Origin of the sequence: Sulfitobacter aestuarii (genome assembly GCF_042685005.1) — a bacterium.
Lineage (GTDB): Bacteria > Pseudomonadota > Alphaproteobacteria > Rhodobacterales > Rhodobacteraceae > Sulfitobacter > Sulfitobacter aestuarii.
This window is the reverse complement of record NZ_JBHUMP010000008.1, coordinates 115370-128145: the sequence shown is the minus strand read 5'-3', so window position 1 is coordinate 128145 and position 12776 is coordinate 115370. Positions and strand designations below refer to the sequence as shown.

Here is a 12776-nt window from a genome sequence, read left to right as displayed (position 1 = left end):
TCAATCAGCAGCAGGAGAAGAAATGGAAGTCGCCCCAATGTTTCAATTTTCAACCCCGATGGTCCTCGCCATCCTGGCATTGTTCTACGGATTGACTTTCTACATGTCGACTTTCGTCAACGAGAAGAACGAAAACGTCGACGGCTACATGGTGTCGAGCGGCGAGGTCGGTTTCGGCATCTCCGCGGCGAGCATGACTGCCACCTGGATCTGGGCGGCGTCCTTCTACGGCGCGGCGATCTCGGGCTATAATTACGGGCTCTCGGGGCCGATGCATTATGGCTTCTGGGGTGCCCTGATGATCCTGTTTATCTATCCCTACGGGCTGCGTTTCCGGGCGCTGGCGCCCAATGCCCATACGCTGGCCGAGATCATCCATGCACGGCACGGGCCGGGCAGCCAGCTGATCCTCGCGGGTTCCAACATCCTCGGCAGCGTGATTAGCCTGATGGTCAACTTCACCGCCGCCGGGGCGCTGGTCGCCGTGCTGTCGCCCCTGCCCTTCCAGGTCGGCGTGCTGATTGCCGGTGTCGGGGTGCTGTCCTACACGCTCTGGTCCGGGTTCCGGGCCTCGATCCTCACCGATTTCGCGCAGGTCGTGGCGATGATGGGCATTGCCGTGATCATCATCCCGTGGGTCTACTTCAGCGCCGGGGGTGCGGAAGTGATGAGCGCCGGGCTGAGCCGGATCACCGCCGAACAGGCGAATTTCTGGTCGCGCGAGGCGATCCTCGAACAGGGCGCGCCCTTCTTCGTCGCGGTGCTGGCCTATGCGATCGGCAACCAGACCATCGCACAGCGCCTCTTCGCCGTGCGCCAGGACCTGATCCGGCCGACCTTCGTCACCGCCACCATCGGCTATGGCGCGATCGTCATCGGGCTCGGCATGCTCGGGCTGATGGCGCTGCTGATCGGCATGGCGCCGCATGAGGGCGATCCCAACAACCTGATCCCGCAGATGGCCTCCGCCTATCTGCCGCCCTTCGCCATCGCGCTGTTCCTGATCCTGGTGATCGGCTCGCTGTCCTCGACGGCGGATTCCGACCTCTCGGCGCTGTCGGCGATCATGATGACGGACATCTACGGCAAGAACCTCGCCAAGGGGAACCCGGATACGGGCAAGATGCTTCTGGTCGGGCGGATCACCATGATCGTGGCCACCGTGATCGGGCTGATACTGGCGAGTTTCGCGCTCAACATCCTGGTGATGCTGGTCTTCGTCGGCGCGCTCTGGGGGGCGATCGTCTTCCCGGTGATCGCCAGCTGCTACTGGAGCCGGGTCACCAACGCCGCCTTCATCTGGGCGGTGGTCGGCGCGCTGGCGCTGTTCTGCGTGGTGCGGTTCGACCTGCTGCCGCTGGAAGGCATCTTCGGGTCCTTCTTCGAGGTGATCGCGGCGGTCGGCGGCGGCGTGGTGCTGGGGCTGATGGCCTTCGGCTTCCTCGGCCGCGTGGTAGGCATGATCATCGGCCTCCTGGCCGGGATCTTCTTCATGTTCTACTTCCATGATTTCCTGCGCGACTATACGGTGTTGCTGAGCTCGCTTACTGCCTATGGCGCCAGCACGATCATCTGCGTGGCGCTGAGCCTTGCGGTGCGCGAGGAGTTCGACTTCGCCCTGATCGGCGAGAGAGTGACCAATTTCCACGATGCCGAGCCGCCCGCCCCGCGGCGTGGCCGGGCCCGGGCCTGATAGCAAACAAGGAGAAAGCAAAATGCTGACATTCTACATCCTGATCTGGCCCGTCATCGCGTTTTTCGTGCTGGTGCTGATCGTCACCACCTTCTGCCGCGAGTTGCGGCAGGCCAAACGCGACGGCAAACGGGTGGTCTGAGACCCTGCGCAGGCCGGGGTCAGCCCCGGCCTGCCTCGCCCGCCCCCGAAAGGCGGAACGAAGACCTATCAGAAGAAGCCTGCCATGGCCCGGCAGCTCAGAATTGCAGCGTCGCATTCACCGCGCGTTTCCAGGCCGCATATTTCTCGTCGCGCAGCCCGCCTTCCATTTCCGGCTCGAACCGTCGGTCCAGCGCCCAGCCGCGCGCAAATCCCGCCATATCCGGATAGATCCCCGCCCGTTGACCGGCCAGCCACGCGGCGCCGAGCGCCGTCGTTTCGCGCACCTGCGGGCGATCCACCGGCGCGCCGATGATGTCGGAGAGGAATTGCATCCCCCAGTCGCTGGCGCTCAACCCGCCATCGACCCTGAGCGTCGCGGCGCCGCCCTGCCCGGCCCAATCCGCCTGCATCGCCTCGAGCAGGTCGCGGGTCTGGAAACCGACGCTTTCGAGCGCGGCGCGGGCGAGCTCGGCCGGACCGGAATTGCGCGTCAGCCCGAAGATCGCACCGCGACATTCGGCGTTCCAATAGGGTGCGCCGAGCCCGACGAAGGCCGGGACCAGCACCACGTTCTGATGCGGATCGGCGGCCTCGGCCAGCGGCTGGGTCTCGGCCGCCTCGCGGATGATCCTGAGTCCGTCGCGCAGCCATTGCACCACCGCCCCGGCCACGAAGATCGACCCCTCCAGCGCATAGGTCGGCTTGCCATCCAGCTGATAGGCGATGGTCGTCAGCAGCCGGTTGTTCGAGGTGACCGCCGTCTCGCCGGTGTTGAGCAGGGCAAAACAGCCGGTGCCATAGGTCGATTTCAACATGCCGGGCTGAAAACAGGCCTGCCCGACGGTCGCCGCCTGCTGGTCCCCCGCGACGCCGAGGATCGGGATCGGGCGACCGAAGAGGTCCGGCCGGGTCGTGCCGAAATCGGCGGCGCTGTCCCTGACCTCGGGCAGCATTTCCATGGGAATGTCGAACAACGCGCAGATGCTCGCGCTCCAGCGGCCCTTGTGGATGTCATAAAGCAGGGTGCGCGCCGCGTTGGTGGCATCGGTCACATGCCGCGCGCCGCCGGTCAGCTTCCAGATCAGGTAGCTGTCGACGGTGCCGAACAGCAATTCGCCGCGCCGCGCCCTGCCGCGGGCCCCCTCCACATGATCGAGGATCCATTTCAGCTTGGTGCCCGAGAAATACGGATCGGCCAGCAGCCCGGTGCGCGCGGTGATCAACTTGTCATCGCCCGCCTCGCGCAGGGTGCGGCAATAATCGGCGGTGCGGCGGTCCTGCCAGACGATGGCGTTGTAGATCGGCTCGCCGGTCTTCGCGTCCCAGACCAGCGTCGTCTCGCGCTGGTTGGTGATGCCGATCGCAGCGATGTCATCGGGGCCGAGCCCGGCCTTCTCGATCGCCGCGCGGCAGGTGGCGGCGGTGGTCGTCCAGAGATCGCCGGGCGTGTGCTCGACCCAGCCTGAATCGGGGAAATGCTGGGGAAACTCCTCCTGCGCCGCGGCCTTGAGGCGCATCTCGCCGTCAAAGATGATCGCCCGCGAGGAGGTGGTGCCCTGATCGATGGCAAGGATATGGGTCATGTTCCCCCCGAACGAAATCAACGTCACACTCGCCGACAGACTGGCACGCGTCGGCGGATCGGTAAAGAAGCCGGGGCGCGGCGGCGCCCCGGCTCGTGATCATGCCGACCTTACTGCCAGGATTTGATCAGCTCGTCATAGCTGATGGTTTCCGGCTCGGGGTCTTCGTTCTCGAGCTTGGCCACCGGCGAGCCTTCCTGTTCGAGCCAATGGGATGCTTCCATCTCCTCGTTCATCTTCGGCCCCAGATCGCCCTGCACGCCTGCGCGCTCAAGCCGTTCCAGCACCTTTTCCTGCTCGGCACAAAGACTGTCGAGCGCTTCCTGAGCAGATTTGGCACCGGACATCGCATCGCCGATATTCTGCCACCAGAGCTGCGCCAGCTTGGGATAATCCGGCACGTTGGTGCCGGTCGGTGACCAGGCGACCCGCGCGGGTGAGCGGTAGAATTCGATCAGCCCGCCCAGCTTGGGCGCGCGTTCGGTGAAGCTGTCATGCTGGATCGTGCTCTCGCGGATGAAGGTCAGCCCGGCATGGGACTTTTCCACATCCACGGTTTTGGATGTGACGAATTGCGCATAGAGCCAGGCCGCCTTGGCGCGGTCGACCGGGGTGCTCTTCATCAGCGTCCAGCTGCCCACGTCCTGATAGCCGACCTTCTGGCCGTCCTTCCAATAGGCGCCGTGCGGGCTCGGGGCCATGCGCCATTTCGGCGTGCCGTCCTCGTTGAGCACCGCCTTGGCGCTGTCGTTGACCATGTCGGCGGTAAAGGCGGTGTACCAGAACATCTGCTGGGCGATGGCCCCCTGCGCGGGGATCGGCCCGGCCTCGCTGAAGGTCATTCCGGCAGCGGCGGGAGGCGTGTATTTCTCCAGCCATTCGATCGCCTTGTTGACCGCATAAACCGCCGCCGCGTCATTTGTGGCGCCGCCGCGGGTCACGCAGGAGCCCACCGGCTGCGAGTTTTCGTTGACGCGGATGCCCCATTCATCGACCGGCAGCCCGTTGGGCTCGCCCACATCGCCCATCCCGGCCATCGACATCCAGGCATCGGTGTAGCGCCAGCCGAGGCTCGGGTCCTTCTTGCCGTAATCCATGTTGCCATAGACCTTGATCCCGTCGATCTCCCGCCCGGTGAAGAATTCGGCGATATCCTCATAGGCGGACCAGTTCAGCGGCACGCCCAGCTCGTAGCCGTATTTCTCCTTGAACTCCGCCATCAGCTCGGGGTCGGTGAACCAGTCCTGACGGAACCAGTAGAGGTTGGCGAATTGCTGGTCGGGCAGCTGGTAGAGCTCGCCGTCCGGTGCGGTGGTGAACTCGAGCCCGATGAAATCCTCCAGGTCGAGCCCTGGATTGGTCACGTCGGCGCCCTCGCCCGCCATCCAGTCGGTCAGGTTGCGCGCCTGCTTGTAGCGCCAATGGGTGCCGATCAGGTCGCTGTCGTTGATATAGGCGTCATAGATGTTCTCGCCCGACTGCATCTGCGTCTGCAGCTTCTCCACCACGTCGCCTTCGCCGATCAGATCATGGCTGACGTTGATGCCGGTGATCGCGGTGAAGGCCGGGGCCAGCACATTGGCCTCGTATTCATGGGTGGTGATGGTCTCCGAGACGACGCGGATGTCCATCCCCTCGAAGGGCTTGGCTGCATCGACGAAGAACTGCATCTCGGCTTCCTGCTCTTCGCGGCTCAGCGCCGAGCGCTCGATCGTCTCGTCAAGGAACGCCTTGGCGGCGTCCATATCGGCAAAGACCGGCCCGGCGAGCAGGCCGAGCGTGACCGCGAGCGCGGTGGTCGATTTCATGGCAGAGCGTTTCATCTTTGTCCTCCCTAGACAGTTGATTGGTCGTGCGCGCACCGGGTTGGCCCGGCTGCGCGGTCGTCGCGTCTAGACCCAGCGGAACACCGCCGCGGCATAGACCAGGCAGACCAGCAGCGCATAGGGCTGCGGCCCGATCTCGAAACCCAGCCAGATCAGGTTGATGAAGGCCGAGCCCAGTAGCGTGATGAACAGGCGGTCACCACGGGTGGTCTCGATCCCGAGAATACCGCTGCGCGGCGTTTCGGGATATCTGATCGCGAGAAGGGTGAAGGCGATCAGCAGACAGGCAATCACCGCGAAGAAGATCGCGGTGGGAAGGGTCCAGGCCATCCAGCTCATGGGTGCGCTCCTGCGGTTGGTGTATATGGACCGTCATTCCCGGGCCCGATGAGGAGACCTTTCAGCGTCCCGTCATCCGCTGGCTCGACCCGGGGGCCTCCCAAAGCAGCGTCATCCGCTGGCTCGACCCGGGGACTTCCCAAAGCAGCGTCATCCACGGGCTCGACCCGGGGATCTCTTAAAGGAACGTCATCCACGGGCCTGACCCGGGGATCTCTCAACTCGAAGATCCTCGGGTCAAGCCCGAGAAAGACCCCGCGAGACAACACCCCCGCGCACCCAGCCCAACGCACTCCCCAATCATCCCCGCGCTCGACCCGGGAACCTCTCCAAGCCCCGTCATCCCCGGGCTCGATCCGGGGGCCTTCCAAAGCAGCGTCATCCACGAGCCCGACCCCAAGACCTCTCAAGACCACGTCATCCCCGGGCCTGACCCGGGGATCTCCCAAACCGAATATCCTCGGGGCGAGCCCGAGGAAGACTCCGCCTGTCACTCTCCCTACCCCGACACGATCTCCGTCCAGAGATCCCGCCAGGCCGGATTGCTCTTCTCGATCAGCGCGATTTTCCAGGCCCGGTACCATTTCTTGAGGTTCTTCTCCCGCTGGATCGCCAGCCGCGGCTCCTCGTAATGCTCGAAATGTACCAGCCGTTCGAGATTGTAACGGTCGGTGAAGCCCGGCAGCGCATGGGTGCGATGCTGATGCACCCGCCGCACCAGATCGCCGGTCACGCCGATATAAAGCGTGCCGTTGGGGCGGTTCGTCATGATGTAAACATACATCCCTTACCTCGCGGCGCGCCGGACGGCACTCCTGCCCCGGCACGATTTCACTGCGGCGCCTCCCCAAAGCCCCGTCATCCCCGGGCTTGACCCGGGGGCCTTCCCAACTCCTGTCACCGCCGAGCTTGACCCGACACCTCCCCCAAGTCCCGTCATCCACGGCCCCGACCCGGCATCCCCCGGAAGCCCCGTCATTCCCGGGCTTGACCCGGGGATCTCCCAGACCAAAGATCCTCGGGTCGAGCCCGAGAAAGACCTCGCAACACAGGGTCAATGCGGACTCAGCCGAAAGCGCTTCCCCGTCATCCCCGGCCCCGATCCGGCGCCTCCCGCAAGCCCCGTCATTCCCGGGCTCGACCCGGGGACCTCGCAACCCGAAGACCCTCGGCTCAACCCCAAGGATGCCCTGGAAATCCTTAACAAACCCTTGCGCCTGCACCGGCATCACACCCTCCCCAGGGCGAAGCCCTTGGCGATGTAATTGCGCACGAAATAGATCACCAGCGCCCCCGGCACGATGGTCAGCACCCCGGCCGCCGCCAGCACGCCCCAGTCGAGCCCCGAGGCCGAGACGGTGCGGGTCATTGTCGCGGCGATCGGCTTGGCATCCACCGAGGTCAGCGTCCGGCTCAGCAGCAGTTCGACCCAGGAGAACATGAAGCAGAAGAAGGCCGCGACGCCGATGCCGCTGGCGATCAGCGGGGTGAAGATGCGGATGAAGAAACGCGGGAAGGAATAGCCGTCGAGATAGGCTGTCTCGTCGATCTCCTTCGGCACGCCGCGCATGAAGCCCTCCAATATCCACACCGCCAGCGGCACGTTGAACAGGCAATGCGCCAGCGCCACGGCGATATGGGTGTCAAACAGACCCACGGAAGAATAGAGCTGGAAGAACGGCAGCGCGAAGACGGCGGGCGGCGCCATCCGGTTGGTCAACAGCCAGAAGAACAGATGCTTGTCGCCCATGAAGCTGTAGCGGCTGAAGGCATAGGCGGCGGGCAGCGCCACGGCGAGGCTGATCACCGTGTTCATCACCACGTAGATCAGCGAATTGACATAGCCCATGTACCAGGACGGATCGGTCAGGATCTTGGCATAATTGGCCAGCGTCAGATCGCGCGGGAACAGCGAGAACGCCCCGAGGATCTCGGCATTGGTCTTCAGGCTCATGTTGATCAGCCAATAGATCGGCAGCAGCAGGAAGATCAGGTAAAGCGCCATGACGATCGCCGAGCCCTTGGGCCGGAACCGCCTGCGCCGCGCGGCGCTGCGCGTCTCGGTGAGCGCGCCGGGCAGCGGCGAAGCCCCGGGCGCCTGCAGGGTCGAGTCAGACATCGGCTCCCTCCCCCCGGCCGCGCGGCATGCAACGTGCCGCCACAACGTCATCCCCGGACCCGCCCCGGGGGCCTCCCTGTCGGCGGCTCCGCAGGTCATCCCCGGGCCCGCCCCGGGGACCTCTCCGCCACACCCCCCACACGTGACCAATCGAAAGAAACCCCATCCTCACACCCCGTCCCTCCTGTCGATATTCACCATCACCGTGTAGAACACCCATGAGATCAGCAGGATCACCAGGAAATACATCAGGCTGAACGCCGCCGCCGGGCCGAGGTCGAACTGGCCGAGCGCCATCTTCACCAGGTCGATCGACAGGAAGGTCGTGGCATTGCCCGGCCCGCCGCCGGTGACTACGAAGGGTTCGGTATAGATCATGAAACTGTCCATGAAGCGCAGCAGGATCGCGATCATCAGCACGCCGGCCATCTTGGGCAGTTCGATATAGCGGAACACCGCCCAGCGACTGGCCTGGTCGATCTTGGCTGCCTGATAATAGGCATCCGGGATCGACTGCAGCCCGGCATAGGCCAGCAGCGCCACCAGCGAGGTCCAGTGCCAGACGTCCATGACGATGACGGTGGCCCAGGCGGCGAAGAAATCCTGCGTGTAATTGTAGGAGATCCCGAGCTTGGCCAGCGTATGGCCGAGCAGCCCGATATCGACGCGCCCGAAGATCTGCCAGATCGTGCCGACCACGTTCCACGGGATCAGCAGCGGCAGCGACATCAGCACCAGGCAGAAACTGGCCCAGAAGCCCTTCTTGGGCATGTTGAGCGCCACGAAAATCCCCAGCGGCACCTCGATCGCGAGGATGATCCCGGAAAATATCAACTGCCGCCCCAACGCGTCCCACATCCGCTCGCTGTCGAGCATGTCGGAGAACCATTCGAGCCCGACCCAGAAGAAAACATTGTTCCCGAACGTGTCCTGCACCGAGTAATTCACCACGGTCATCAGCGGGATCACAGCGGAAAAGGCGACGAGGATCAGCACCGGCAGGACGAGGAACCAGGCCTTCTGGTTGACGGTCTTGTTCATATGCGGCGCTCCGGTGTTCTAATGCGGGTGTGATGGCGGGTGTCGTTCCCGGAGCCAAGCCGCGGCCGCGGTTCACCACCGTCATCCCCGCTCATGCCGCCTCCCCCGCGCCGCGCAGGCGCCAGTCGTCGGCGTAGACGTTGATGCCCGCCGGATCGAAGGCGATCCGCTGCGCGTCTTCCGGCACGGGCACGTCCTCATCGACGATGGCGCTCGCGGTCTGGCCTGCCACGTCGAGCCGGATGATCCGGTGGCGTCCGACGTCCTCGACGCGGGTGACCTTTGCCGGGACGCCCTCAGCGCCCTGCACCAGCCGCACGAATTCGGGCCGCACGCCAAGCTGCAACCGGCCCCCCTGCGGCGCATAGTGCCGACCAAGCGGCACCGGCACACCGGCGACCCGGGCCATGTCGCCCTTGATCTGGGCGTCAAACAGGTTCATCCCCGGCGAGCCGATGAAATAGCCCACGAAAGTATGCGCGGGGCGTTCGAACAATTCCTGCGGTGTGCCGATCTGCACCACCCGGCCGTCATACATCACCACGACCTTGTCGGCGAAGGTCAGCGCCTCGGTCTGGTCATGGGTCACATAGATCATCGTATGGCCGAAATCATGGTGCAGCGATTTCAGCTGGGTGCGCAGCTCCCATTTCATATGCGGGTCGATCACCGTCAGCGGTTCATCGAACAGCAGCGCGTTGACATCCTCGCGCACCATGCCGCGGCCGAGGCTGATCTTCTGCTTGGCATCCGCCGTCAGCCCGCGCGCCTTGCGGTTCAGCACCTCTTCCATGCCGATCATCGCGGCGATCTGCTGCACGCGCTCGGCGATATATTTCGGATCCGCCCCCCGGTTGCGCAGCGGGAAGGCGAGATTGTCGCGCACGGTCATCGTGTCATAGACCACCGGGAACTGGAACACCTGCGCGATGTTGCGCGCGGCCGTCGGCGCGTCAGTCACGTCCTTGTCGTCAAACAGGATGCGCCCCTGGCTGGGGTTCAGCAGGCCCGAGATGATGTTTAGCAGCGTGGACTTGCCGCAGCCCGAGGCGCCGAGCAATGCATAGGCCTCGCCATCGATCCAGTCGTGGTTGAGCTCCTTGAGCGCGTAATCCTCCTCCGACTTCGGGTTCGGCAGATAGGAATGGGCGAGGTTGTCGAGGGTGATCTTCGCCATCACGCGGCCTCCGCATAGGGGGCGACGGCGACGAGGCCCCCGTCTGCGCCGAAAATATAGACATGCGCCGGATCGAGATAGACCGACAGCTCCTGACCGGGCTTCAGGCTTTGCACCCCGTGCACCAGACCGACCCAGCGGTCGCCCGCGTGATCGAGATGGATGAAGGTCTCCGATCCGGTAATCTCGGTCACGCTGAGCCTCGTGCGAAACTCGATCGCGCCGGGCCGCTGCGGCGCAAGTTCCAGATGGTTGGGCCGGAAGCCGGCCGAATAATCGCCATCGGGCAGCGCGCGGAGCGCCTCGGGTGTCGCCATCTGCTGGCACGCGCCGAAACCGAGCATGTCGCCATCCTTGCGCAGCGCCAGAAAATTCATCGGCGGGTCCGAAAAAACCCGCGCGGTGGTGGCATTGATCGGGCGGCGATAGACTGACGGCGTCGGGCCGAATTGCGTTACCCGTCCCTGCCAAAGCGTCGCGGTGTTGCCGCCGAGCAGCAGCGCCTCTTCGGGCTCGGTGGTGGCATAGACGAAGATCGAACCGGAGCGTTCGAAGATCTTCGGGATCTCGGCGCGCAGTTCCTCGCGCAGCTTGTAATCGAGATTGGCCAGCGGCTCATCGAGCAGCACCAGCCCGGCGTTCTTGACCAGAGCCCGTGCCAGCGCGCAGCGCTGTTGCTGCCCGCCCGACAGTTCCAGCGGCTTGCGCTCAAGCATCGGGGTGAGTTGCATCAGCTCGGCGGTCTCGCGCACGCGGGTGTCGATCTCCGCCCTTGACTGCCCCATCAGTTTCAGCGGCGAGGCGATGTTGTCATAGACGCTCATCGAGGGGTAGTTGATGAACTGCTGATAGACCATCGCGACCTTGCGGTCCTGCACCCGCATCCCGGTCACGTTCCTGCCGTCCCAATGCACCGACCCTCCGGTCGGCACATCAAGCCCGGCCATCAGCCGCATCAACGAGGTCTTGCCCGACAGGGTCGGTCCGAGCAGCACGTTCATGCTGCCCTTGTGCAGCTCGATATCGGTCGGGTGGATATGGACCTGCGACCCGACCCGCTTCGACACGTTCTTCAGGATCAAGCTCATCCCGCCCCCTATTCCGCCGCCGGAACCGCGCGCGCGCGCAGCTGCCGTTGCATCCATTTATCCAGCGCCGCGATCTGGACGGCGTCGAGCCGCAGACCCAGCTTGCTGCGCCGCCAGACCACATCCTCGGCAGAGCGCGCAAATTCGTGTTCCATCAGCCAGATCACCTCCCGCGCCGTCAGGCTTGCGCCGAAATCGACCCCCAGATCGCCCGGCGTGACGGCATCCCCGAGCAGCTTCCAGCTTTCGCTGCCATAGGCCCGGATCAGCCGCCGCGCCCAGAACTGGCTGAGGAACGGATAGGCGCTGCGCAATCCTGCAATGAGTTTGTCCACATCACCAACCGCAAAATCACCGCCGGGCAGCGGCACACCGGCGGTCCAGCGTCCGGGCAGCCCGTCGAAATAGGGCGCGATCTTGTCCAGCGCATCCTCCGCGAGGCGGCGGTAGGTGGTGATCTTGCCGCCGAAAACGTTGAGGATCGGCGCGTCCTCCGCGTCATCGACATTGAGCGTATAATCCCGCGTCGCCGCCGTGGCGCTGCTGGCCCCGTCATCATAGAGCGGGCGCACCCCGGAATAGGTCCAGACGATGTCGTCGCGCGAGATGTCCTGTTGCAGATAGGCATTGACGAAATCGACCAGGTATTGCTGCTCCTGCGGCGTGCATTCGGGCGCGATCGACGGGTCGGCGTGATCTTCGTCGGTGGTGCCGATCAGGGTGAAATCATGCTCGAAGGGAATGGTGAAGACGATCCGCCCGTCGCTGCCCTGGAAGAAATAGCATTTGTCATGTTCATAGAGCCGCCGGGTGACGATATGGCTGCCGCGCACCAGCCGCACGCCTTCGGTCGAGTCGATGCGCACCGTGTTGTGGATGATGTCGCCGACCCAGGGCCCGCCCGCGTTGACCAGCATCCTCGCGCGGATCACCCGCTGCGCGCCGCTGTCGGCATCCTCGAGCGTCACGTCCCAGCCCGCGTCGCGGCGCGCGGCGCAGATCACCTTGCTGCGCACCATGATCCGCGCCCCGCGCGCCCGCGCGTCGCGGGCATTCAGCACCACCAGACGCGCGTCCTCGATCCAGCAATCGGAATACTCAAACGCCTTCTCGAAACGCGGCTCGAGCGGGGCGCCCTCGGGCGTGCCGGGCAGTTTCAGCGTCCGGGTGCCCGGCAGGATCCTGCGCCCGCCGAGATTGTCATAAAGCAGCAGGCCCAGCCGGATCAGCCAGGCCGGGCGGCGCCCCTTTGTCCAGGGCATGACAAGGTTCAGCAGCTTGGCCGTCGGCGTGTCGCTCTCAAAGCGCATGTCGCGGTGATAGGGCAGCACGAAGCGCAGCGGCCATGAGATATGCGGCATCGCGCGCAACAGGATCTCGCGTTCGGCCAGCGCATGGCGCACGAGGTTGATCTCGAAATATTCCAGATAGCGCAGCCCGCCGTGGAACAGCTTGGTCGAGGCCGAGGAGGTCGCCGAGGCAAGGTCATGCATCTCGGCCAGCGCCACGCTGAGCCCGCGCCCGGCCGCATCGCGCGCGATGCCGCAACCGTTGATCCCGCCGCCGATCACGAAGAGATCAACCCGCCCGTGCTGAGATAGCAACTCCGTCACATGATCCCCCGCCGATAATGTTCGACTATACGCGATATTGATAGGTTCTACGGTTTTTTCACGCAAGATATATTTTCGTTTATGTTCGCTTTGGGCGGCGGCCCATTCGTGTTTGGGCGAACAGCGCAGGACCGAACCCCGCCCGGTAACAGG

General features: G+C 64.5%; 11 protein-coding genes. 2 read left to right on the top strand and 9 right to left on the bottom strand.

The features are described 5' to 3' along the window. Positions 1–37: 37 nt before the first annotated feature. Together ACFSUD_RS11045 and ACFSUD_RS11040 are read left to right on the top strand one after the other, a co-directional pair. Positions 38–1693 (top strand): sodium:solute symporter family protein, encoded by a 1656-nt coding sequence (locus tag ACFSUD_RS11045; protein WP_386374353.1) that lies wholly within the window; start codon positions 38–40, stop codon positions 1691–1693. 22 nt (positions 1694–1715) lie between these two features. Beyond that, entirely contained in the window at positions 1716–1835 is a 120-nt protein-coding gene (locus ACFSUD_RS11040; protein ID WP_386374351.1) for a putative transporter small subunit, read from the top strand. A 97-nt stretch (positions 1836–1932) separates the two neighbouring features. On the opposite strand, the gene glpK is transcribed toward ACFSUD_RS11040, so the two are convergent. The 9 genes from glpK to glpD all read right to left on the bottom strand — a co-directional run bounded on the left by glpK (position 1933) and on the right by glpD (position 12623). Then, positions 1933–3420, bottom strand: coding sequence for a glycerol kinase GlpK (gene glpK / locus ACFSUD_RS11035; protein WP_386374349.1), 1488 nt, complete (start codon positions 3418–3420; stop codon positions 1933–1935). A gap of 110 nt (positions 3421–3530) precedes the next feature. After that, a complete protein-coding gene (locus ACFSUD_RS11030) occupies positions 3531–5228 on the bottom strand; it encodes an ABC transporter substrate-binding protein (RefSeq protein ID WP_386374419.1) in 1698 nt (565 codons plus the stop codon). Between the two features lie 84 nt (positions 5229–5312). Further along, a complete protein-coding gene (locus ACFSUD_RS11025; protein WP_386374348.1) occupies positions 5313–5585 on the bottom strand; it encodes a DUF2160 domain-containing protein in 273 nt (90 codons plus the stop codon). A 499-nt stretch (positions 5586–6084) separates the two neighbouring features. Then, positions 6085–6369, bottom strand: a complete 285-nt coding sequence (locus ACFSUD_RS11020; RefSeq protein WP_386374346.1) for a GIY-YIG nuclease family protein — start codon at positions 6367–6369, stop codon at positions 6085–6087. A 444-nt stretch (positions 6370–6813) separates the two neighbouring features. Continuing rightward, positions 6814–7704, bottom strand: a complete 891-nt coding sequence (locus ACFSUD_RS11015) for a carbohydrate ABC transporter permease (RefSeq protein WP_386374344.1) — start codon at positions 7702–7704, stop codon at positions 6814–6816. A 168-nt stretch (positions 7705–7872) separates the two neighbouring features. Then, positions 7873–8745: a carbohydrate ABC transporter permease gene (locus ACFSUD_RS11010; RefSeq protein ID WP_386374342.1), complete on the bottom strand. Its 873-nt coding sequence runs from the start codon at positions 8743–8745 to the stop codon at positions 7873–7875. A gap of 91 nt (positions 8746–8836) precedes the next feature. Next, positions 8837–9922: an ABC transporter ATP-binding protein gene (locus ACFSUD_RS11005; protein ID WP_386374340.1), complete on the bottom strand. Its 1086-nt coding sequence runs from the start codon at positions 9920–9922 to the stop codon at positions 8837–8839. After that, on the bottom strand, positions 9922–11010 hold the full coding sequence (locus ACFSUD_RS11000; protein ID WP_386374338.1) for an ABC transporter ATP-binding protein: 1089 nt from the start codon (positions 11008–11010) through the stop codon (positions 9922–9924). Before ACFSUD_RS11000 ends, ACFSUD_RS11005 begins: the two co-directional genes overlap by 1 nt. 8 nt (positions 11011–11018) lie before the next feature. After that, entirely contained in the window at positions 11019–12623 is a 1605-nt protein-coding gene (gene glpD, locus ACFSUD_RS10995; protein ID WP_386374336.1) for a glycerol-3-phosphate dehydrogenase, read from the bottom strand. Positions 12624–12776: the final 153 nt, after the last annotated feature.